Here is a 21100-nt window from a genome sequence, read left to right as displayed (position 1 = left end):
GGCAAAAACGGGTTACTAATTGCGCCCCCGGCCCCGTTCCTTATCCCGCCTTTCCTGTTCCTCTTCCCTCTCCTGCTCTTTTGATCGTGGTCCCTTCTGCTCGCGCTGGACAGCATCCGGCTGCTGGGGCTGCTCCTGGATTACCGGGCCTCGCTGCTGGGGCTGCGAACGGACGCCATTCCGATCGTCCTGCTGCCTAGGGCTTGTCCGCCGAGGCTCTTCCTCTCTTTCCCGCTGCGCAGGGGCGGGCGCTCTTTGCTCTAACTGCTGAAAGTGTTCGCGCACCGCCTTTTCGCGCGGCTGGTAACGGTATTGCTTGCTGCGGATCTCGTGCTGCTCCTCCACCCGGGGATATTTTTCTCCCGAATACTGCCGCTGGTAGGTAGGCAGCGGCGCCCGCTTCGGCACAGAGCCCCGTTGCCACTGGTCCCAGCCCCTTCGCTGCTGCTCCCATTCCGGGCCCCAGTGATGACCCCAGCGGGGCGGCGCATGCTGAGGCCAGCCGCGAAAGTACACCGGCGGCTGCCGGTAGTAGCGCACGGGGACACGCAAGACGAACAGCGGCACATAATACGGCTCCACAAACCCCCAGGGGCCGTTGTACCAGGAACTCGCGTACCAGTTGTCGTCCTGATAGACCCAGTACATGCCATCGTAAAAGAAATAGTTGGCATTCAACCGGGGCGCATAGTAGACCGGGTAGCCCGGCACCGCGACGAGTTGCGGGTACACCGGCAGGTTGATTCCGATGCTTACGTGGGGAGCCCCTATAAAGACGCTCACCTCTGCCTCGGCGGAAGTCACCGAGCACAACAGCATCGTCAGCACAATGAATCCGTAGCGTATTCTCTTCATTCTGTCCTCCTGTTGGATAAGCAGGTCGCGAGGTTTGCTTGTCGGCGGAAAATGACGTCGGCACGCTGGTTTCGTCCCGGAACCTATGGTTCATTATACTGAATTGTCCGGAGATAAGTAAAATACCTTCTGGATTTTCCTGCTTGCCGGACCACTGGGTTTTACGGGAAAATATCAGGATTCAAGGGGAAATATTTTTTCTGTGATAAAATAATTTCATGAAAACCATCAAGCCATCCTTTTTGTTTTTCTTAGTTGGAGCCTTCTTGTGCCTCGGCACCGGCTGCGCTACCTTGCCGAACGTCTCCGAGGTGATTGAGGAGGCCCCGGCCACACAGCATCCGCGGCAAATCGTGGCGGCCAAGGGACGGGTGCTGTCTCCCCAGAAAAGCAAGGCCATCATGGCGCGGCTGAAGCGATCGGTCGATCCGACCGACATTCTGGAACGCCACATCGCCGTGGTGGAATCGGTCACCGAAAGCCCGCTGACTAGGGGGAACAAGATCACCCTGCTCGCCGATGGTCAGGCCGCCTATGCCGCAATGTTCAAGGCAATCCAGAAGGCCAAGGACCATGTCAACCTTGAAACCTATATTATTGAAGATGATGAGACAGGCCGCAAATTTGCCGATCTGTTACTGGAAAAACAGGCGGCAGGCGTCCAGGTAAATGTTATTTATGACAGCGTGGGCAGTATGAACACCCCCGCGGCTTTTTTCCAGCGCTTGGCCGAGGGCGGAATTCAGGTGGTTGAATTCAATCCGCTCAATCCCCTGAAGGCCCAGGTGAACTGGGGCTTGACCCTGACCCACCGGGATCACCGCAAGATTTTGATAATCGACGGCAAGGTCGCCATTCTCGGGGGCATCAACATCAGCGAGGTGTATTCGAGTCGTCCTTTCAAGCGGGAACAAAACGAAAAAGGGCCAATTCATTGGCGTGACACAGACGTGCAAATTGAAGGCCCGGCCGTGGCTGAAATCCAGAAGCTCTTTCTGGACACCTGGCAGGGTCAGAATGGCGCGGAACTTTCCGGAGGGAACCATTTTCCTGCCCTGAAGGCAGAGGGCAATGCCCTGGTGCGCGTGATCGGCAGCACCCCGGGAGAAACCAATAGAATCCCTTTTATTGTGTATGTGTCGGCCATCAATTTTGCCGAGCATTCGATCCACATGACCAATTCCTATTTCATCCCCGACGAGCAGATAATCCAGGGCCTTACCGATGCGGCTGCGCGCGGGGTTGACGTAAAGATCATCCTCCCGGGGATCAGCGATTCCCGGTTGGCCTTATATGCGCAGCGGTATCATTATACCGGGCTCTTGCAAGCGGGAGTAAAATTGTACGAGCACAATACTTCCCTGTTGCACGCGAAAACCGCGGTGATTGACAAGGTCTGGTCCACGGTCGGCTCGACCAACATGGATTTCTTGAGCTTATTAAACAACGACGAGGTAAATGCGGTTATCCTGAGTCAGGAGTTTGCCGGGGAAATGGAAAAGATGTTTGCCAGGGACCTGGAGGATTCCAAGCAGATTCACTGGGAGGAATGGAAAAAAAGACCGTTGTTGCCCAGGTTCAGGGAGTGGTTTGTCAATTTATTCGGCCGCTGGCTGTAGCCGTTCGTTAAGGATGGGTGTATTCCCGCAAAAATGGATCAGATGAATAAGGGGGAGACCATCAGAAACCAGGGGGGAGTATTCCTGTTTTTGCTCGCCGTTGCGTTGCTCTTTTCAGCCAACGGTGCTGCCGCTGCCGAAAAGCCTGGGCTGGGTGCCGAGATCCTGCGCGACACCTATCGCCGGAACATGGGCCGCTTGGAGCAAAACAGCTTCGGCTTTCCGCTCCTTCTGGAGTCTTTTGCGCGAGACGACAGGGTGCAGGTGGATGTCTACGGGGTCTTTGCGTATCCCTTCAGCAGCGTGGCCAAGGTGCTCAAGGTCCCTGCCAACTGGTGCGATATCGTCTCCCTCCACCCCAATGTCAAGGCGTGCACCTACAGGGAACTGCCGGACGTCTGGCTGCTGACTTTTTACATCGGCCGCAAGGTCTATCAACCTCCGGCAGACACGCGGCAGGTCCTGTACCAGTACCGGGAAGTTGCTCAGCAGCAGGGATATCTGGATGTCACCCTCAGCGCCGAGGACGGCCCTTTCGGCACCAATAACCACCGGATGCGATTCGAGGCCCTGCCCCTTGAGGGGGGAAAAACTTTTGTCCACGTCAGTTATGCATACAACGACAGTGTTGCGCTTCGCCTCGCGGAAAAGGTATATTTCGCGACCCTCGGCCGGAGCAAGGTGGGGTTCACCCAGACCGGCACCGGGAAAAACGGCACGCCCGTCTATATCGGCGGGCCTCGCGGCGCCATTGAGCGCAATGCTGTCCGGTACTATTTCGCGATCCAGTCTTTTATGAATACCGTGCGCTACCCAGAAGAACATCGTTTCCGCATGCGAATCAACGAGTGGTACGATCTTACGAACCGTTACCGGCGGCAGCTCTTCGAACTGGAAAAGGAGGAGTACCTCGCCTTCAAGACGATGGAGCAGAAGAATCAGGTGATGCTCCAGAACCGGCTTACGACGGATTTTCAGTGAGTGCACGGCTGCCCCAACCCCATGTTGCTCAGGCGTGGAGGCTCATCCTCTCCACCCCGGGCCAAGCACCGGCAGCAGGGGAAGAAAACGGATATTTTCTCCCAAAGGATCTGAATATATGGCTGAAACAATCCCGCCCGATATCAAAAAAGACCTGGAAAAGGCCGCCAGCCTGCACCAGCGCGCCTCTTCCGATTACGAAAAATGCGTGGAATTCAACAAGTTGATGTCCGACGTTCTAGGCAGGCTGGAAGATGCCCACTGCTATAAAACCGCCGACAAGGTGATGAGTATACTCATCGACTGCAACCCCAAACAGGGAGCCCAGTGCGAAAAGGCTGCCCGGATCGGGGACAAGATGAAGAAGTTTGAGCAGGACAAGGGAAGTAAATAGTTCTGCTCCGGGTTTCTCTGCTGCCCAGCCAGGTGCTTCGAGCCAGCACGTGGAGACTGCCCCTTGCCCGCCAATGCTACTTTTCAAGACCTGATTCCAGCTCGCCTGTTTTATCCCCGCTTTTTTTCCTGAAAACCCGGATCTCCACATCCACATCCATTTGCAACCGGTCCAGGGCCGCCACCTTCCCCTTGGTCTCCCGGTCGATGTTCCAGTAATAGGGGGTCATGGCCAGCAGGTCCATGATCGTCTGGTTGCTGGTCAGTTCGAGCGGATAGGTGATCCGCTGCACGGCGGCGGGGAAGAATAGCTCCTTGGCCTTTTCGGTGATCGCGGGCGCGTCATGCTCTCTGGTGACCGGATAGATGATTTTTCGCAACCCGTTAAGGTGTCTAGGCCCTGGGCTGACAAAGACGAGGCTGCCGCTCTCCTTGAGGATGCGAGCAAATTCCGGGATGTTCGCCGGGGAAAAGACACTGAGCACGAGATCCAGGGATTCATCCAAAAAGGGCAGATCGTTGATGCTGGCCACGAACCACCCCACGGTCCGGTCGCGCTGGGTGGCTTGGCGCACCGCAAACTTGGAGACATCGACCCCGTGGTACTCAATGGCCGAATGCGCTGCAAGATGCGGTGCGCTGTTGCCAGCCAGGGCCTCCTTGAGGCGCGCAAGATAAAAGCCTTCGCCGCAGCCGGCATCGAGCACGCTGCCGCCGCCGACGCTTGCCAATCGCGAAAGTACGGTGCGGATAGTCTCGTTGATCGCGTCTGAGATCGGGTTGTAATACCCCAAGTCCAGGAACCGTCTCCGGCTCAGGACCATGTCCGGGTCGTCCCCCGGTTCCTTGGAATGTTTTTTGTGGGCAAGCACCAGATTGACATAGCCCTGGCGGGCGGCGTCGAAGCTGTGCTTTGCCGCGCATTGGTAGCCGGAAGGCGTTGCAAGCAGCGGTTGCCGGCAAACCGGGCATTGGAGAATGGAACTCATGTGCGCATCCTTACCATTGGGGTCCGATCTCATGTGCGCAGGTGAGCCGGGATTTCAGAGGGATTGACGGGGGGAGTCCGGTTATACATCTCGACAGGCAAAGAATCTGCCACCTGTTCGACTTCGGCAGGCAGGTGCGGAGCAAGGATGTATTTGGTCCGCAGGCCACGAAAAAAGTTACCGTACAGGCGAGGAGAAGTCAAATCACTTGCCAGGCGCTGCCCGTATCAGGCAGCGCCTTTGCCGGGTTGCGGCTCTCCCCCGCGCTGGTCACCATGACCGCCGAGGCCCCGGGCAAGGGGCACTTGGTTTCGCATATCCCGCAGCCGACGCAGAGATCATCAATCAGGTACGGCTGTTTGACCGTCACCTTCTCGCCCCGGCTGTTTTCAACGGTAGCTTCCCGGAACTTGATCGCCTTGTCCGGGGTGGGGCAATGCTCTTCGCAGACGATGCAGGGGATACCCTTGGCATAGGGCAGGCAGCGGTTCTTGTCAAAAACAACATTGCCGATTTTCACCTTTTTCTTTTCCGGGACGGATAGCTTTGCGATCGCCCCGCTGGGGCAGACCTGGCCGCAGAGGGTGCAGTTGTATTCACAGTAGCCGGTGCGGGCTTTGAGGATCGGGGAAAACATCCCCTCCAGGCCGGCCTGGAGAAAAGCAGGCTGCAGACCATTGCCGATGCAGACCTTCATGCACTCTCCGCAGCGGACGCAACGGCCGACAAACTCTTCTTCCGGCAAGGCCCCGGGCGGGCGGATCAGGAGTTCGTCGGACTGCCGGGCCAGGGTTCGGCTCTTGAGAAAAAAAGGCAGCAGCGCCCCCACAGCCAGGGAACCGACAAAAGTACGGCGGGAAAGCGCAAAAAACGGCTTTGTCCGAGATTGCCCGCCAAAGCGAAATGATATTTTGTTGCCCGGGCAATGATGGATACAATCCAAACAGAGATTGCAGTCCAGCATCGAGATAGTGCGGTCCTCGTCGATGGCCCCCATCCGGCAGACCTCCCGGCAGTTTCGGCATGTACCGCATGTGCTGCCCGCTTTCCCCCGCAGGAGGGAAAAGCGGGCGGTCACCGCAAACAATGCGCCCAGCGGGCAGATATTGCGGCAGAAAAACCGGCGTTCCAGTTTTTCCAGAAAGAAAATCAGCAGAAGAATCCCCAGCGAAAGCAGTGCCAGGTCATAATATTTCTGATTAAAGGGCAGGACGGACGCCTTGAGAAAGGCGTACACCGGTTCGGTTACAGCGTTGACCCAAGCCGGGGCCTCTTGATAGGTGTAGGTGAAAAAGGTTGCGGACAGGGCGTTTAAGGCCGGGTCCACCGCCAGGGCCAAACCCCGGACCAAGATCGAGAAAGGATCGACATACCCGGCCATGGGCAGCCCGAACCAGGCTCCCACCAGCAGAAAACCCAGGAGATAGAACTTGAGCGGCCGGTATGTTCTTTTTTTCCCGGTCTGCGTGTTCGGCGTCACGTTGCGGCAACCGTCCAGCAGGGTTCCCATGGGGCAGATCCAGCCGCAGAAAAAGCGGCCCAGGATCAGGGTCAAAAGCACGGTGCCAACGGCCGGCAGCATCAGGAGAATAAAAAAACCCGCGGCCACGGAAGCGGACAGGGCCAGCAGGGGATCGATCCGGAAGAGAATGTTCACCGCGTACTCGATGGTATCGGAGCCCGAATAATCGGTCCTGATGAACAAAAAGAAAAAGAGCGCCAGACAGGCCAACTGGCTCAGGCGCCGCCAGTAATACAAGGGGATTTTGCGTGTGGTTTTCATGGAAATTCATTGCCCCGGTGCGGGATCGGTTGAAGCGAGCCAAGCTGACCCGCGGGTTTTAGCAGGGTGTTGAAAAACTCGTTTTTCGATGCCCTGCGTGCGATTCAGGCATGAATCGCCAATTTCGACGAGTTCTCATTCGTTAAAAAAAAGATCAGGCTGTAATCACCTTGATCTTTTTCAGGTCTATCTCTCCCAGCCCCAAGGCATGGGCGGCGACAGTGGATTCGATCTCCTCGGGCCTCAGGCCGAACAGGGTGGTGGCATAGGCATCGGCTGCCACCGGATCGACCGAGGCGACAACCGTGTCCAGCACCTTGACGTCGTTGAGATTGCCGCCTTGCGGGCCATTGGCAAGAAGGATGCGGGTGGCGTCGATCACGGTGAGTTTCGGCCGGATCACCGTGGCCAGGTCTGCCAGCTTCTGGCCAAGGTTGTGGTGCATCGCCCCCCGGGTGCCGCCCAGAACCCCCATGCTGTTCTTGAGGCCCAGGGTCAACCGGCTGAGCCCGTGGTGCTTGGCCACCGGCACGTTGATGTAGCTGTCCGCCTCCAGGGCGTCGCGATAAATATCCAAACGCCTGACCGCCTTGCCCCGCGCAATATCAACCGGGACATATTTGCGCTCGTCCGGGTGGAAAAACTTCAACCGCTTGTCCTTGATCCCGGCCAGGACCTCCTGGATGCCGCTGTTGACATAGCACCGCCGCTCCTCATTACAGGTCCGGTCAAAGACCAGAACCTCCCCGGCCCCGGCATCCAGAGCCCGCTCAACCAAAACCCTGACCACCTGCGGATGGGTATTGGCAGCCTGGGCAGGATTGCGGTCCCAGCCGATATTCGGCTTGACCACCACCTTGTCGCTGGGGCGGACGAATTTTTCCATCCCGCCCAGGGGGGAAAGAACCCGGTCAACCAGATCCCGGTAATTCTTTCCGGTTGCATGGGCAAGCAGGGGCAGGCGATCATCCGCTGCCAGGGCCTCGCCTATCGTGAAATGGGGAACACCCACACTGAGCCCTGCCGACCACAGGGCCACCTGCCTGAGAAATTCTCTCCTGTCCATGCCGACACCTCTCCCGTAATGGTTTGTCTCGGTTTTTCCACTCAGTCAATTATGGCTCCGCAACAGTGTTATGTCAAAGCAAACCCCAAGAAAGGGAGCAGCGGATGCCGGAATCTGCAACGGGGTAAATAGTTCCCGGTCATTTTTTTTTAGCCCGAGGCCCGGGTTTGCCATCTTTCTGTAAGAGGTTGAAACTCTGTAATTTGTTTTCCTAACTTTTTTTTGTTGCCAAGGGCAAGAGAAGTATGGCACGGTTAATTTATGCGACAAAATGCCGCACCTAAACACAGGAGGGGAAGATCGTTATGATACGCAGACGAACGCATCAAGTGAAGAGATGTTGTGTCCGGACAGCGTTTGTCATTCCCCTTCTTGTGGCGGGTTCCGCCGGCGCGAAAATCACCGGCGAGTGCGACAATTGCCACACCATGCACAACAGCCAGCAAGGCGCCAGCATGCAGTTCAACAATTCCGCCAAGGTGGAACGAAACCTGCTGCGGGGAGACTGCCTCGGCTGTCATGGTCAGGCCACTGCCCAGAAGATCGTCAACATAAACGGCAGCCTGATTCCCCAGGTCATGCATTCCGATCCCAGCGGGGATCTTGCCGCCGGCAATTTCGGGTATATTACCGGCATCAAGGGCACCGCCGCCAACAGCCATGGCCATAATGTCATTGCCCTGGGCGCGGAATTTAAAGAGACCTTAATAACCAACCTGCCCGGCGGAATCAGGCAATCCTTCCACGACGGCTATATCGTCAACGCCTCAAACCTGACCTGCGCCGGGCTCAACGGCTGCCATGGCTACAGATACGCCAGCGGCTCGCCCACCGATATCGTCGCGCTCAAGGGCGCGCATCATAACAACGTGGACGGCCAATTGGCCGTGGCCGACACCGCCGCAAACAGCTATCGCTTTCTGGTTGGAGTTAAAGGCTATGAAAACCAGACCGACAAATGGCAGAATGCCAGCGCCACAAGCCACAACGAATATTACGGCGCCACCACGCCCATGACTTTGGGCTGCGGCGCCACCAGTTGCCATGGCAGCAACGGCGTATCCCCGCCCAACCACACGATCAGCGGATTCTGCGGCACCTGCCACGGCAATTTCCATACCCTCTCGGCAGGCGCCAGCGACGGCATCGGCCCGGACATAACCTCGCCATTCATCCGGCACCCCAACGATATCGTGCTTCCGGCCTCCAAGGAATATCAGAATTATACAACCTACAGTGTCCAGGCTCCCATCGGGCGCACCGCGGTACCGGCCTCCGCCAGCAGCGTTGTGGCCCCCGGCGCCGATGTCGTTACCTGCCTCTCCTGCCATATGGCCCATGCCAGCCCGTATCCGGACATGCTGCGCTGGGATTACAGCCAGATGAATGCGCACCAGAGCGGCGATGTCAATACGGGTTGCTTTACCTGCCACACCACCAAGGATAATTGAGCCACAACACGAGCGGTGTGACCTGCGCCGGAACCGCGGTGCCGTAATCTGCCCACACAGGGCTCGTCTGGCCGTCCGGTGGGGCAGATCGCGACTTTCGGCAGAGGGTCATTTCCCCTGCAGCCATTGTTTGTAGAAATCAGCATGAAAGCCGACCACACATTCATCGCCGACCCGCAAGGCGGGAGCGCGGAGGTTGCCGCTCGGCCCCATCACCTGCTTGAGTATCGCTTCCTTCCCGTCCTGCTTTGGTTTCAGGGAAGAGACCGTCTTGCCCTTGACAACGGTGATTTTCGCCGCCTTGCCCAGCATCTCCCAGGCGGCCGCGCCATCCATCCGCACCGTGCGGGCGTCAACCACCTCGCGGATCACCGCCTTTTCCTGCGCAAGAACCTCCTGCGCATTCCGGCAGGAGGTTCACCCCTTACGCAGATAGGCCCAATCAATTTCCATCCTCTTCCTCCTTTTTTGGATGTGAATCATCCCTGTCGCAGCAAGCTTCTTGCCTGAAGATCGCTTAAAACAGCACTTGATGGCAAGGCAATTTCGTCGCAGGGCAAAAAATATCGTTGCGGAACGTTGCAATTCCTGCCGGAGTCGGGTTTCATATGAGATAATCATTCCAGAACATCGCTCCCATCAAGAAAAACAACCTTTCGCGGCCGTCACATGGTACCCATGTCGAGCAAAAACATCCGCCCCCGCTTCCGGCAAAACGCAGTCACCCTCTTCCTTATCGCCCTGCTCCTTCTGCCTGCCGGGGGCGCGGCAAACGCGGCCCAGAACAACAGCCGCTACGACGTGCTCTATATCTGGGACCCCGACCTGCGCAACCTCCAGGATTATAAGGCGGAGCTGGAAACCCAGCTCGGCCCCGAGGTCGGCAAGGCATTGCACATTATTCAGCGCAACGACCAGTACGGGATCATTTACGACTGCAACACCACCGCCCTCTCCTCGGCAAAGCTGGCAATCCGCCACAGCGTTGTCCTCGGCAAGGCCGGGCTGGGCGACGCCCGGGCCATCAAGGATGAAGACTACCACGAACTCTACAATGTTTGCTACGGCCACGGCCCGAACCTCGCAGCCCTGACCGAGCAGTATCAAACGATCTACCGCCAGCTCGGCGCCGAGGTGGGCAAGGATCTTTTCATCGAAAAGAGCGGAGACGGCAAATACACCCTGGTTTACAGAAGACAGGCGGATAAGCAGTCGACCATGGGGGTGGCCCGTTACCACGGCAAACTGCTGACCAAATCCGGCATCTCCGCCTCCATCACCCGGGAGGAAAATAACGAGGTGGTTTTCGGCGAGTCCAGCCTGCTCGACCACGAAGAAAAGGATACGGACCCCGACCCTGCGCCCGTCCCCTTCCTGGCCGACACCAAAAAAACACCAGCCGAAGCGCTTCTCCTGCTCACCGGCAACAAGAAGAAAAGCGTCGCCGAAACCGTCGCCACCAACAACAACCTGGAAAAAGAGCTGGAGGAGTATATCAATCAGTTGCGGTGCAAGGGGCTTCTCGCCAAGGATGAGAAAACCGGCTGGCTGGTCATCGACCTGAACAAGGGGGAAACCATTGTCGACATCAACGTCGATAACCCCTACCAGGCAGCGAGCATGATCAAGCCGCTCGTCGCCCTGGCCTATTTCCACCGGCTCAAAGAGGGAAAGCTGACTTACACCCCCACGGCCCGGCGCAAAATGGAGGCGATGATTCAATACAGCAACAACAACGCCACCAATTGGGTTTTAAAACAGGTCGGCGGCCCCAAGACGGCGCAAAAGATCCTGCGCCAACATTACGGCCACCTGCTCTGTGAAACCAGCCTTGTCGAATACATCCCCAGCGGCGGAAGAACCTACCGGAACAAGGCCTCGGCCAAGGATTACGGCCGGTTCCTGGTCGCCCTCTGGCGCAAACAACTCCCCCACGCCCAGGAGATTCGCCGGTTGATGTCCCTGCCCGGTCGCGACCGGCTCTACTCCGGCACCCAGATCCCCCAGGGAACCCTGGTCTACAACAAGACCGGCACCACCGCCAGGCTCTGCGGGGATATGGGCATCCTGGCCCCCAAGGGGCAGAACGGCCGCCGCTATCCCTATGTGGTGGTGGGGATCATTGAAAAGCGGAGCAAGGCCGGCAACTACGGACACTGGGCAATGACCCGGGGCAACGTGATCCGCCGGATTTCCTCCATGATCTATCAAAAGATGAAGACCAGCTACAACCTGCGCTGAGAGATTCTTCGCAGCAAAAAAGCTGATTTTTTTTTTAAGGTCTGACCGACACTGTTGTTGAACACCCTGTACCGCCGCTCTTGCTGGATCACCCCTTGACATCCCCCTGTGGCCTGCCGATAGTAACACTATGATGAGTTACCATGAGCTGAGGAGGCTTTTATGAATATCACCATTAAAGAAAAAGCAGAAGCGATGCTGAACAGCAAGCTGACCCCGGGCCAGTTCCTGCGGGTCTTTGTCAAGGAAGGCGGCTGCGCCGGCCTGACCTACGGCGCGGAAATCGCCGGCGAGATGAAGGGCGGGGAGAGCGTGGTCCATACAGCGGGAGCGATCCGGATTGTGACGGATGAAGCGAGCGGGAAATTTCTCGACGGTCTGGTCGTGGACTACTCCGACGAGCTGATCAACGGCGGGTTGCAGTTCACCAATTCCAATACGAAAACCACCTGCGGTTGCGGCCAGAGCTTCAATCTGCAAGGTTTCCCGAAGATCGAAGGCGGCAAGTGCAAGACCTGAAGCAGCTTGTCCGATACCAGCGCACCCGCACCGTCTGACCGGCGTGAAAATAGAGGGAATGCCTCTCTCTCACGTTTCCACGGGGCAAGTGCGATGCACGCGCCCTGCCGGATTCTGGCGATAGTAGGCACCGAGGACACCGTAGAGGTCTGGGGCGTGCTTCTGGAGGGCGAGAGGCCGGTCGAAGAATGCTTCCGTGGCTACGGCGAAGAACTCGGCCTCGTTCGTCGCCCCGTAGGCATTGAGGAAAGTTTTGTGGCCCTTTTCGGCCAGGCGGCGCAGCCGCAGGAATTCGTGGGAGCACACGGTCACCCATTGGGCCAACTGGTCGCGGTCGACGAGGGGCGGGGTGCCGTTGGCGGAGCCGCTGAGCATGTCGAGTTTGTGGGCAAACTCGTGGTAGACGACGTTATGACCCTGCTCGGGGTGGCGCGCGTCGTGCAGAACGGTATCCCACACCAGGATCACCGGGCCCTGCTGGTTGAAGGCCTGACCCAAAAGAGGAACCGAGTCCTCCACCGGGCCATCCACGCGCTCGAAGAAACCGGGGTGATGCGCGGGGGGCACAACGGTGGAGGGGTAGACGAGAATCGACTCCACGTTGCGATAGTAGTCGTGGGGAAGTCCCAGTTGCAGGAGGCATGCCTGGGCCGCAATGGTGACACGAATCTCATCGGTGAGGTCAAGGCCGCCGCATCCTTCCCAGTCTTTCTCCTCCAGAAATACCTGAATCATCGCGCGCAACTCAGCGCGCTCGGCGTCATCGAGCACGCAGTAGTGGGCCACGTTCGCACGCATAAAGGCTTCCCACGCAGGAGGGAACAGGCGGTTTCGCGCCTCGGCACGGCGATGATCGCGGAGCCAGTGAAACATGGGCAACGCCCTCCTTAATTAACGATGCTTTCCCCGGAATTTATACCTCGGGACGGCTTCAGCCTTTCCAGCGAAGACTGGCTTTAATCAGTCTTCCTCTTGGCCTGATGCGGCTTGAGCTGTTGAATGTCCTGTTCTAACTCCCTCAGACTTTCTTCATGCTGCATCTGTTTCCACGCTTCCCGGTATTTATCATACTCCAGCGCCGATTTTTCCAGGGCCAGCTGGTGACTGATGTTTCCGGCGTGGGTCAACAATTCCCGGCCGTTGAGTCGAATGATCGCGTCAAGCCGCTCAAGCCAATCTCTCATGTACATGGGCGTCCGTTGCTGGGCCATGGTTTCGGCAAAGGCGAGATACTGTTCCACCAGCAGGCCGAGCAGCTTCATTTCATCCTCGGCAAGATAATTCTTGGCCACGCTGACATCGCTTTTGCGTATCGCTGCCGGGTTGCCCTTCTTGTCGTATGACTGCATACCCATCAGCGGCAGGGCGGCATCCGCCCGGCGGTACACCAGTTCCGCCGCCGTCTGCTGGCTGATGGCCCAGAGCAGCTTGTTCTGCACCACCCTGAAAAACTCGGTGGTCTTTTCGGCCTTGTGGTCGTAGTCAATGCTGGTGGCGTAAATGTCCTTGATCTTTTGGTAGAAAAAACGCTCGGAGAGCCGGATTTCCCGAATGCGCTCCTGCAATTCCGTGAAATAGTTCATGGAATTGCCGCTCTTGAACCGCTCGTCGTTCAGGGCGAAACCCTTGACGATATACTCCTTGAGACGCTGGGTGGCCCAGATACGGAACTGGGTGCCCTGGTGGGATTTCACCCGGTAGCCGACGGAGATAATCACATCCAGGTTGTAGAACTGGACCTCTTTGGACTGGGTTTTTCCTTCTATGGCACCATGCCGAGTGGTTGTCCGGAATTTCCGGATAACCACATTTTCGTCCAGTTCGCCCTCCTTGAAGATGTTGCGGATATGCTCGGAAATGGTTTTCTTGCTCTTGCCGAAAAGCTGCGCCATATGCTCCTGCGTCAGCCAGACCGTTTCCTCCTCCAGGCGGACATCAATTTTGACCTTGCCATCGGAATCCTGATAGATGAGCAGTTCAGAGTTGTTCATCGAATCCCTCTTACACCACCGTGACCTGGCCGTTCATCAGTATGGGCAGGAGCCAGTCGCGGAGTTGGGTGAGTTGTTGGTTTTCCTGCCCAAGAACATCCTGGCGCTTGAATATGGAATCGACCTTGTTTGTAAATTGTTCCACAACGTCAGACGCAGGCAGGCAGATTTTTACTGTCTTCAGCACCGTTCCGGAAACCTCCTTGAAGGTCGAGCCGGAAGCATCCTGAGTGATAGCCTTCAAAGAATTTTTTACAGTGTAGTAAATGAAGGACGAGGAGCGAAAATATTGGGTTCCGTCCCCATTTGTTCCGGAATTGCCGAGGCTCATCTTTCATTCACACGCCACACACAACATGTGGAATCTTCCGTTCGTTTGCCGTAATTGTGTTGGGGAAGGCCAACGTAGTCATTGGAATTTTGTCGGAGTATTTGCGAAAAGCTGTGTTGTAGAAGTTTCTCAAAATGAAACCTCCGAACGCGAGTGGCCCAATGGGAGAACAGACAGGTATGCGGCAATTCTCATACTGACCTAGCGTTAGGTGGGAATATGGGTGATGAATATCTACGAATTTTTCCGGGTCATCGCTGAAGTCGAAACGGATGGGGAAAGGAACGATATTTCTATCAATAACATCGGCATAAATCTCATCCTCAAGATAAATTTCTGGCTCATTCTGAAAATGCTCAAGGTCTGGGGACGGGAAATATGAAAGGGAATGTTCACAGATGACTTTGTCCCTAAACCGGTAGCGGAGTGAAATCAAAGCACCATCCAGCATCTTAATGTTGAAGCACCTGGCTTTCTCCAACTCGCCATAGATGTCGCGGTAAGCAACATTCTTTAATGCCACGCTCATGCGTGCGGCGGTGCTCACAGTAATTTCGAACGCCGCATTGATTTTGCCGTGTGTGGCTGGAAAATTCTGCTCGTTCGAAAGGCTCAGGCCGACGAGTGCTTCCGTGAGTTTTTTTATCTGCTTGAGTGTTTGCTGTGGTGTCATTTCTGCCGCCGTTTGGGTTTCTTCGCGTGGGCCAGGAGCTTTTTTACGAGGCTGGCGGGATAGTCTTCGATGAAACTATCACCCGAGTCGAGTGACGCAATAATGTCGGCGAAGTTGTTTCTTCGTTTGGCACTCCGATCTTGCTCCGCTTTCGACATATCACGATTTACGGTCGTCATTGTCTTTCGCTCATTTTCGGTCGGATAGCGAAAGTGAAGCGCGAAATTTTCTGTCTTGACCTTTTCAAATTCTGCTTTAAGGGCAGACATAGATTTTCCAACTCCGAGGACCCGAACCCATGCTTTTGAGCGCGTGATTGCGGTAAAAAGACGGTTACGGACGCGTGCGACATGCCGTGGCGATAAAGCCCCAAAACAGTCCTGTGCATTGATCACATAGACCATGGCTGCCTCATTGCCTTTTGCGCGGAAGATACCAGTAAAGGTCACAGTTCCAGGCTCGGTGAATACATCGGCGATTGTCGTCACGCCAGCAAGATTTGAGTTGATTCCCATCTGCATCAGCGTCCGTCTGGCCTCACCGACTGCATCCTTCGTCTTCAATGGATCTGGGTTTATGACAACGATGTCGTCTGGTATCAGCTCATCTTCGGTCAGATTTCGTTTAATCTCAGCAACCAGCCACGCAGTTTGTGCTTCGGGCGTGTCGAAAACTTCGAACTGAATCAAGTCTTCCACTGGCGAGTGCTTCTCCAGGAATTCCGGGCTGGATTTTGGTGTGCGAGTGAGCGTGACGATTTCGCCGTCCTCGATTTCCCCATTGTCCTCTTGATAACCGATGTCGAACCAGAGGTTCTTGTTCTCAAAGATTTGAACAAGGCCTTCGGCGCGATAAACCCCAAACCCAAGGGCATGAGCCGTGGACAAGACAGGACGGGAGTTGCGATAGCAAGTGTCGAGAATGATGTCTTGCTTGGGTTTTCCTGGCTCAGGGGGGTGAATAACGACACGGGCTGTTCCATCTGTGTTCTTCCCAAAGATTTCTTCAACGGGGGGGAGTGATCTGTTCCCGAGGTTCTGCAACTCGTCGTATGCGTAGACTAGGCGCTTTGGGTCCTTGAGGTATTCGTAACAGAGCAATAAAAAATTTGGTGCAAAATCCTGTGCCTCATCAACCAGGACCGCATCGTATTTAGGTACGAATTGTTTTGCGCCTTGAAGGGCAATATCACATGCCTCCTCAAATGCCTTGTCGGAGCCAAAGCGATTTTTGGCCGTTCCAAAATCCAAATATTCGACACCATGGTCACGGCAGAACTCGTAGTAGATGCCTGTGCGGTTTGACCCTCCGGGAGCACCCCAAGCATTCAAGATTCTGATTTTGTCCCAGTCTGGCTCTTCGTTTGCTTGTTCCAGTACAAAAGTGGTGATGAGGTTCTCGAACTGCTTCTTAAGTGACCGGGTGTTGAACGTGACCGCGATGAACCAGTCAGGATGACGTGCGTGCAAATAGGCAACCTTCAAAGCCAGAACGATAGTCTTGCCACATCCGGCAAGTCCGCGAATGCGCTGAACGCCTTCATAGGTTTCAACAACAGCAGCGCTCTGCTGGCTGTCGAGATTGGCAATCGAATCCTCCAGCGTTTTGATCTTGGTGCCTCGCGAATTCTGGTCACGGAGGTCGCGCTTCTTACGGCCCCTACGCAGAGTGGAAATCGCCTGAATAACCGAAACCAGCGATGGGAAAACCGCTGGGTCGAAATCCTCCAATTCTTCGATAGCCGACACCAAGTTGTCGGCATTGCAGAGGAGGTACTCCTCATCGGCATCAAGTTTTGCGATGGCAGGCGCAAACGTGACCGTGTGAATGCCGACAAGAAGCTTTCGTTTGCGAATTAAGGTCTGATGCTGGAGCAGTTTTGCCTGCATCTTATTGAACCCCTCGTCTTGCGCCTCGGCGTAGTCTGGGAGGGTTCTTCCTTCAACAACACTAAACAAGACCAAGCCTTTGGTCGGCGACACAAGTAACGCATCTATCGGAAAAGAGCCTTCTGGCGTGCCGATGATTGGGTAACCAATATAGAGGGTGCCTTCAAGGTCGGGTTCCTCGCTGAGAAGTTCGGCGAGCCGCGTGCTCGAAACAGGCTTGTCTGTGCTGCCCCATACGGTGTTAATCATGGCGTAGTCCGGTTTGATTGTTGATTTGAGAGTGTCACTCAGAAGTTGCGGGAAATTCAGGGGACACCTTACTTAATTACTGTCAGCCAGACCAAAATGTCCCTGAATTTATGAGCTAAACCAATCTAGTCGAGAAAAATCTTTTTAGCCAACGGGAAATCAGGGGGAAACAGAAACATCTCCCCATATTTTTGTTTTTGAATTTGCTCAAATAAAAACCGCAGGGGAAACCCCGAAGCGTGCCGCCAAGGCCTTGGCCTGTCTGGCGTTGATTTCGCGTTTGCCCGTCAGTATCTCGCTTACCACGGATTGCCCGCCGATCTCCTCGGACAGATCGGTCTGCTTGAGCCCGTGCTGCTCCATGAGGAACCGGAGAACGGCTCGTGGTTCCGCCTCCGGAACGGGATGATGTTGTGTCTCGTAATCCTCGACCAGTTGTCCGACCAGATCGAGAAAATCAGCCAGCTCATGGTCTTCGTCGTCGCCGACTGCATCGATGAGGCTGTGCAGCAATGCAACCACCTCTTCAAATTGTGCCTCGGTGCGGATGGGCGTAAGGCGGACCGGCAGCGCTTCTTGCAACGAGCGCCACGCCGGAGCGATTACAGCCGGATCAATGGCATGGCCTGCGGGGATCATTTTCCTTTACTCCTGTTCTGTTTGCACCAGCGGTCATACTCGGGATGGGTGAACAACAAGAATTCCGGGGATATATACTTAATTCCTGCCTACCTCCAAATCGGTCGCGCTTGCCAATCATTCGGAAAGCCCATGGCCTGTGCCCGCACTTGCGGATGCTTGACAAAAAGGTTGGCCAATCGTTGTTTCCAGGTGTTTTGGTTGATGCTGTCCATGAGATATGCCAGCATCACCAGGGTATTGTAAAGATGTTTCCCATCCATTTGGTTGAAATTTGCCTGTAGATCAGCAGGCCTTTTCCGGGGCAGTTTCCAGGCAAAGGGGAATAATCGATTCCAGAGCCGGGCATGATGGGCGCAATGGTTCCGCACGATACTGAGATGATGGAGAAAGGAGGTGAGATTCACCTCGTCTAAATCATAGGCATGGGCAATGGCATTGCGGTCGCTGCCATGTCTTAGGTTGGCGTACCACTTTGAGAGTTGCCCCAGGGTCATGACTTCGCAGACAACCCAGAGGGGCGGGAGTTCTTCATCGTATTTGCTGAAGTGCCTGATGAAAATCTCAGAACTTCTCCCTACCGTTTCCTTGAGAGCGTTGATATTTTCAGGGTGGTTCCAGTTTTCCTTGAATAGATTTTCTTGCAGGTGGGCGTGCGGCCCATAGGCATGGGCGAGGTGATAGGCCCAACGGGTGCGCAGGGAAACTTCAACTCGTTCGAGGGCATCCATGATCAATAGCCGCAATTCACGGTCAAATATATAGTGCTCCAAGATCAGATTGAAGTCTGTGCCGGGCTTAAACTGATGGGTGGGATGGTCCTGCTCGAAGGGGAGCCAGTAAGCAGCCAGGCGATAGTAATTGAGGTGGCCGAGATAGCGTTTGGCCCGGTCGCGGTCTGTGATGGCCATGCCGCGTTCGATGAGCAGGTCGATCTGTTCATCAAAAGATTTAGGGGGCTTGGTAAATTGCATTACCAGCCCCCATAAAAAGAAACCCCCAATGGTGCGCAGATCTTACGAGATGCGTTGGGGGTGTTGTTCAAAATTAAGTAATAATTGAGCATAAAGTATCTGATCCGGGCAAAGGGCGCAAGCTTTTTTCTTTGTATCACTGGCCAATAGCTCCATGAAAGTCGCCGGTGGCTGCATGGAGGGACACCAAGCGGATGGCGGCAGAAAGCCTAACTGAATATTGCCTGAGTATTTGACCATATTCACCATCGAATTCATAGTGATATTGCATCGTTGCCTTGGGGAAAATTAGGGAAAGTAGGGGCACTCCCCCCAGTTTCTTTGCAGAGGGCAAAGCGCGCCTGTCACGCCGTCTTGACAGGATTTTTGCGATAGGTGATGCTGGGTGCGCCATCAATATAGATGCCTTCCAGGTAGGAGAGTTTTCTTGCCAACTGCTGCACCGTGCCCCTGGCAATGAGGAAGGTTGCTTTTCGCCCGACCGTCAGCCTTCCCAGCTTCTCCATGCCGAAGAATTCGGCGCCGTTTTCCGATCCGCACCGGATGGTCTCCTCAAGTCTATAGCCGGCCTTGAGGAACAATTTCATCTCTTCGGCCATGGACTCGCCATGGAGGATGCCGACACTGCCGGCCCCGGTTCCCACCGCCGTTTTCACGCCCAATTTTTTGGCCAAACGCAGTTGCGCGAGTTGTTCGGCGAGCGTCTTCTGCCAAAAAGCCTCCGCACCCGGGATCGGCTTTCCCGGTGCCACATAACGAATGGAGAAACGGCACGCCACCTCGCCGCCGGAGCTTGCCCCGTCCAACCCATTCTTGGCCCGCAGCACGCTGGGAATCCACAGCACATCCTGCTCCGCCATCTTCCGGAGATTGTCCTCGCCCATGCCGTATCCCTGTTCGATGGCATCGCACCCCGCCGCCAGCGCCTCGGCTACCTGTTGCACGCCATTGGCCACCACCACCGCCTTTCTGCCGCCTCGGTGCTGGAGAATCCGGCCCAGCTCTTCCTGGGTAAGCCGGGGAGAGGGGGCTTCCTGGTCTTCGATATTGGGGGAATAGCCTATCTTGAGAAAATCGGTGGATACCGGGTTGGTGGCTGCGCAATTCTGGCTGCTTCGGCAGAGAGGGCCGGAGGTGCGGATGTCGATGCTGCTCCCCGGCGCCGTCCTCTCTCGATACTGGGCCACCAGGCCGCTGAGATCGTCGCTGTCGGCCACGCCCAGCACTCCGTAGGCATGGCAGTAGCGGATATGCCGCTCCAGCATGGCACTCTTTTCCGTAAGACCCGCCTCCTCGGCGGCTAGCCGCACCCTGCTGTCCACGGAGGGCGAGCGCGACAGGGAAACGCTGCAATCAACCAGCGGGGGCACAATGATACAGTGCGAAAAGTCGTCGATTGCCTCCCCGTCATGGCGGGGAAGGTCTGCGGCGGAGCCGATGGCGGTAATAATGGTGTCCGTGATTTGCAGAAAGACATCCCTGCGCACCGCACCGCCGCTGCCGTCGATAAAGCTTCCCGCCACGATGTATCGAGTTGCGCCCATGCTGTGTGTTTCCTTATCTCTGCGGTCGCAGAATTCCGGGGCCGCTCCCCACTTTTTTTGCCGCAGTAAAGTTCGGTTGTTGACGGCAACGGAATGTTCTATTATTCAATAAACCATCAGGGCGATTAGCTCAGCGGGAGAGCACTGCCTTCACACGGCAGGGGTCACTGGTTCGATCCCAGTATCGCCCACCATTGCACACAACGGGAGCATTCGCTCGCGGTTTCCTCTTATGCCTTTTTATGAAAGACCACCACCGCCTCCTGGTCGCGGCTCGCTATCTGGTGGGCAACCTTGGCCGGGACCACCTCGTAGTTGGCGCCGAGCTTGACGATGGCCAACTGGCCGCGGCTGAGCTGGTCGGTCACCTCTTCGGAGACAAAGATCCGCTTGATCTTGTTCTGTTCGACAAAGTTGTACGGCTCGCCCCGGTCATCCTTGGGCAACCGGTTGGTCTCGATGAGCTGTTTCACCTGGGCCTTCTGCTCCCGCAGCCGGGTCTCCTCGGCGCGCTCCCGGTTGAGCTCCCGGTTGCGCTGCTCCTTGGCCGCCTGCTCCTCCCGCGCCTTGTTGGCAACATCGGGGCTTTTGCCGTCGTTTTGCTTGCGGCTGATCCGTTTTTCGTGCTCGGCCTTTTTGGCCTGTTTTTTACTGGCCAGCCCGGCCTTGAGAAGCTGTTCCTGCAACGGGTTTCCCATGCGCTTTTCCTTGCGATATGATTCAGCGGCGCCGGCGTCCGGCCTTATCCGCGTTGCCGCTCTTTTCTCGGCTTCCCAAAAAGTGAATCGCTGCACGGTATTTGACCATATTCGGCATGGGATGCAAAGTGATATGATGGGCACGGCGCAACTCGAAATTGTTGCATAACAGGTGCTTCTACAGGGCTCAGCACAAACGGAAATTCGATTCGGAA

The 21100-nt window shown here is 56.0% G+C and carries 19 protein-coding genes, 1 tRNA gene and 1 pseudogene; 7 read left to right on the top strand and 14 right to left on the bottom strand.

Annotated elements, in window-relative coordinates:
* Positions 1–15: 15 nt before the first annotated feature.
* Complete coding sequence (locus MWR57_RS10115) at positions 16–855, bottom strand: hypothetical protein (RefSeq protein WP_423124695.1); 840 nt, start codon at positions 853–855, stop codon at positions 16–18.
* Positions 856–1073: 218 nt separating this feature from the next.
* Here MWR57_RS10115 and cls point away from each other — a divergent pair, with 218 nt between their 5' ends.
* The 3 genes from cls to MWR57_RS10100 all read left to right on the top strand — a co-directional run bounded on the left by cls (position 1074) and on the right by MWR57_RS10100 (position 3849).
* A complete protein-coding gene (gene cls / locus MWR57_RS10110) occupies positions 1074–2474 on the top strand; it encodes a cardiolipin synthase (RefSeq protein WP_423124694.1) in 1401 nt (466 codons plus the stop codon).
* 33 nt (positions 2475–2507) lie between these two features.
* Positions 2508–3455, top strand: coding sequence for a hypothetical protein (locus tag MWR57_RS10105; protein WP_423124693.1), 948 nt, complete (start codon positions 2508–2510; stop codon positions 3453–3455).
* 118 nt (positions 3456–3573) lie between these two features.
* On the top strand, positions 3574–3849 hold the full coding sequence (locus MWR57_RS10100; protein WP_423124692.1) for a hypothetical protein: 276 nt from the start codon (positions 3574–3576) through the stop codon (positions 3847–3849).
* A 76-nt stretch (positions 3850–3925) separates the two neighbouring features.
* On the opposite strand, the gene MWR57_RS10095 is transcribed toward MWR57_RS10100, so the two are convergent.
* The 3 genes from MWR57_RS10095 to MWR57_RS10085 all read right to left on the bottom strand — a co-directional run bounded on the left by MWR57_RS10095 (position 3926) and on the right by MWR57_RS10085 (position 7686).
* Complete coding sequence (locus MWR57_RS10095) at positions 3926–4837, bottom strand: putative RNA methyltransferase (RefSeq protein WP_423124691.1); 912 nt, start codon at positions 4835–4837, stop codon at positions 3926–3928.
* A gap of 199 nt (positions 4838–5036) precedes the next feature.
* The gene (locus MWR57_RS10090; protein ID WP_423124690.1) at positions 5037–6620 is read right to left on the bottom strand and encodes a 4Fe-4S binding protein; all 1584 of its coding nucleotides are present in this window, start codon (positions 6618–6620) and stop codon (positions 5037–5039) included.
* A 154-nt stretch (positions 6621–6774) separates the two neighbouring features.
* Positions 6775–7686 (bottom strand): DUF362 domain-containing protein, encoded by a 912-nt coding sequence (locus MWR57_RS10085; protein WP_423124689.1) that lies wholly within the window; start codon positions 7684–7686, stop codon positions 6775–6777.
* Between the two features lie 305 nt (positions 7687–7991).
* On the opposite strand from MWR57_RS10085, the gene MWR57_RS10080 reads away from it, so the two are divergent.
* Positions 7992–9137 (top strand): cytochrome c3 family protein, encoded by a 1146-nt coding sequence (locus MWR57_RS10080; RefSeq protein ID WP_423124688.1) that lies wholly within the window; start codon positions 7992–7994, stop codon positions 9135–9137.
* A gap of 108 nt (positions 9138–9245) precedes the next feature.
* On the opposite strand, the pseudogene MWR57_RS10075 reads toward MWR57_RS10080, so the two are convergent.
* Positions 9246–9542 (bottom strand): annotated as a pseudogene (locus MWR57_RS10075) (ArsC family (seleno)protein); the annotation flags it as partial.
* A 273-nt stretch (positions 9543–9815) separates the two neighbouring features.
* Between MWR57_RS10075 and MWR57_RS10070 the strand changes: the two are divergent.
* Together MWR57_RS10070 and MWR57_RS10065 are read left to right on the top strand one after the other, a co-directional pair.
* The gene (locus MWR57_RS10070; RefSeq protein WP_423124687.1) at positions 9816–11378 is read left to right on the top strand and encodes a serine hydrolase; all 1563 of its coding nucleotides are present in this window, start codon (positions 9816–9818) and stop codon (positions 11376–11378) included.
* Positions 11379–11540: 162 nt separating this feature from the next.
* Positions 11541–11897: a HesB/IscA family protein gene (locus MWR57_RS10065; RefSeq protein ID WP_423124686.1), complete on the top strand. Its 357-nt coding sequence runs from the start codon at positions 11541–11543 to the stop codon at positions 11895–11897.
* Between the two features lie 69 nt (positions 11898–11966).
* On the opposite strand, the gene MWR57_RS10060 is transcribed toward MWR57_RS10065, so the two are convergent.
* The 8 genes from MWR57_RS10060 to MWR57_RS10025 form a co-directional block, all read right to left on the bottom strand.
* Complete coding sequence (locus MWR57_RS10060; RefSeq protein WP_423124685.1) at positions 11967–12770, bottom strand: M90 family metallopeptidase; 804 nt, start codon at positions 12768–12770, stop codon at positions 11967–11969.
* 83 nt (positions 12771–12853) lie between these two features.
* Positions 12854–13888 (bottom strand): virulence RhuM family protein, encoded by a 1035-nt coding sequence (locus tag MWR57_RS10055; RefSeq protein WP_423124684.1) that lies wholly within the window; start codon positions 13886–13888, stop codon positions 12854–12856.
* A 10-nt stretch (positions 13889–13898) separates the two neighbouring features.
* Entirely contained in the window at positions 13899–14219 is a 321-nt protein-coding gene (locus tag MWR57_RS10050; RefSeq protein WP_423124683.1) for a restriction endonuclease subunit S domain-containing protein, read from the bottom strand.
* Positions 14220–14226: 7 nt separating this feature from the next.
* Positions 14227–14892: a DUF2290 domain-containing protein gene (locus MWR57_RS10045; protein WP_423124682.1), complete on the bottom strand. Its 666-nt coding sequence runs from the start codon at positions 14890–14892 to the stop codon at positions 14227–14229.
* On the bottom strand, positions 14889–17030 hold the full coding sequence (locus MWR57_RS10040) for a DEAD/DEAH box helicase (RefSeq protein ID WP_423124681.1): 2142 nt from the start codon (positions 17028–17030) through the stop codon (positions 14889–14891). Before MWR57_RS10040 ends, MWR57_RS10045 begins: the two co-directional genes overlap by 4 nt.
* Positions 17031–17237: 207 nt before the next feature.
* Positions 17238–17669 carry a helix-turn-helix domain-containing protein gene (locus MWR57_RS10035; RefSeq protein ID WP_423124680.1) on the bottom strand — a complete coding sequence of 144 codons (432 nt, stop codon included), beginning with the start codon at positions 17667–17669 and terminating at the stop codon, positions 17238–17240.
* 89 nt (positions 17670–17758) lie between these two features.
* Complete coding sequence (locus MWR57_RS10030) at positions 17759–18643, bottom strand: Abi family protein (protein ID WP_423124679.1); 885 nt, start codon at positions 18641–18643, stop codon at positions 17759–17761.
* A gap of 344 nt (positions 18644–18987) precedes the next feature.
* Positions 18988–20187, bottom strand: a complete 1200-nt coding sequence (locus tag MWR57_RS10025) for an amidohydrolase family protein (RefSeq protein WP_423124678.1) — start codon at positions 20185–20187, stop codon at positions 18988–18990.
* A 119-nt stretch (positions 20188–20306) separates the two neighbouring features.
* Here MWR57_RS10025 and MWR57_RS10020 point away from each other — a divergent pair.
* Positions 20307–20381: transfer RNA gene (locus MWR57_RS10020), tRNA-Val, on the top strand.
* A 36-nt stretch (positions 20382–20417) separates the two neighbouring features.
* Here MWR57_RS10020 and MWR57_RS10015 read toward each other — a convergent pair.
* Positions 20418–20885, bottom strand: a complete 468-nt coding sequence (locus MWR57_RS10015) for a DUF2058 domain-containing protein (protein WP_423124677.1) — start codon at positions 20883–20885, stop codon at positions 20418–20420.
* Between the last annotated feature and the right edge of the window lie 215 nt (positions 20886–21100).

Origin of the sequence: Hydrosulfovibrio ferrireducens, assembly GCF_046883345.1 — a bacterium.
Lineage (GTDB): Bacteria > Desulfobacterota > Desulfobulbia > Desulfobulbales > Desulfurivibrionaceae > Thiovibrio > Thiovibrio ferrireducens.
Note: the sequence above shows the minus strand (reverse complement) of the source record. Positions and strands in the feature narration are given on the sequence as shown.

Excerpts from the sequence above, each read along its gene's own strand:
- MWR57_RS10060 (WP_423124685.1), bottom strand. The coding sequence starts at position 12,770 with ATGTTTCACTGGCTCCGCGATCATCGCCGTGCCGAGGCGCGAAACCGC.
- MWR57_RS10050 (WP_423124683.1), bottom strand. The coding sequence starts at position 14,219 with ATGAGCCTCGGCAATTCCGGAACAAATGGGGACGGAACCCAATATTTT.
- MWR57_RS10045 (WP_423124682.1), bottom strand. The coding sequence starts at position 14,892 with ATGACACCACAGCAAACACTCAAGCAGATAAAAAAACTCACGGAAGCA.
- MWR57_RS10100 (WP_423124692.1), top strand. The coding sequence starts at position 3,574 with ATGGCTGAAACAATCCCGCCCGATATCAAAAAAGACCTGGAAAAGGCC.
- cls (WP_423124694.1), top strand. The coding sequence starts at position 1,074 with ATGAAAACCATCAAGCCATCCTTTTTGTTTTTCTTAGTTGGAGCCTTC.
- MWR57_RS10105 (WP_423124693.1), top strand. The coding sequence starts at position 2,508 with ATGGATCAGATGAATAAGGGGGAGACCATCAGAAACCAGGGGGGAGTA.
- MWR57_RS10025 (WP_423124678.1), bottom strand. The coding sequence starts at position 20,187 with ATGGGCGCAACTCGATACATCGTGGCGGGAAGCTTTATCGACGGCAGC.
- MWR57_RS10085 (WP_423124689.1), bottom strand. The coding sequence starts at position 7,686 with ATGGACAGGAGAGAATTTCTCAGGCAGGTGGCCCTGTGGTCGGCAGGG.
- MWR57_RS10115 (WP_423124695.1), bottom strand. The coding sequence starts at position 855 with ATGAAGAGAATACGCTACGGATTCATTGTGCTGACGATGCTGTTGTGC.
- MWR57_RS10055 (WP_423124684.1), bottom strand. The coding sequence starts at position 13,888 with ATGAACAACTCTGAACTGCTCATCTATCAGGATTCCGATGGCAAGGTC.
- MWR57_RS10090 (WP_423124690.1), bottom strand. The coding sequence starts at position 6,620 with ATGAAAACCACACGCAAAATCCCCTTGTATTACTGGCGGCGCCTGAGC.
- MWR57_RS10080 (WP_423124688.1), top strand. The coding sequence starts at position 7,992 with ATGATACGCAGACGAACGCATCAAGTGAAGAGATGTTGTGTCCGGACA.
- MWR57_RS10015 (WP_423124677.1), bottom strand. The coding sequence starts at position 20,885 with ATGGGAAACCCGTTGCAGGAACAGCTTCTCAAGGCCGGGCTGGCCAGT.
- MWR57_RS10035 (WP_423124680.1), bottom strand. The coding sequence starts at position 17,669 with ATGATCCCCGCAGGCCATGCCATTGATCCGGCTGTAATCGCTCCGGCG.
- MWR57_RS10065 (WP_423124686.1), top strand. The coding sequence starts at position 11,541 with ATGAATATCACCATTAAAGAAAAAGCAGAAGCGATGCTGAACAGCAAG.
- MWR57_RS10095 (WP_423124691.1), bottom strand. The coding sequence starts at position 4,837 with ATGAGTTCCATTCTCCAATGCCCGGTTTGCCGGCAACCGCTGCTTGCA.
- MWR57_RS10030 (WP_423124679.1), bottom strand. The coding sequence starts at position 18,643 with ATGCAATTTACCAAGCCCCCTAAATCTTTTGATGAACAGATCGACCTG.
- MWR57_RS10040 (WP_423124681.1), bottom strand. The coding sequence starts at position 17,030 with ATGATTAACACCGTATGGGGCAGCACAGACAAGCCTGTTTCGAGCACG.
- MWR57_RS10070 (WP_423124687.1), top strand. The coding sequence starts at position 9,816 with ATGTCGAGCAAAAACATCCGCCCCCGCTTCCGGCAAAACGCAGTCACC.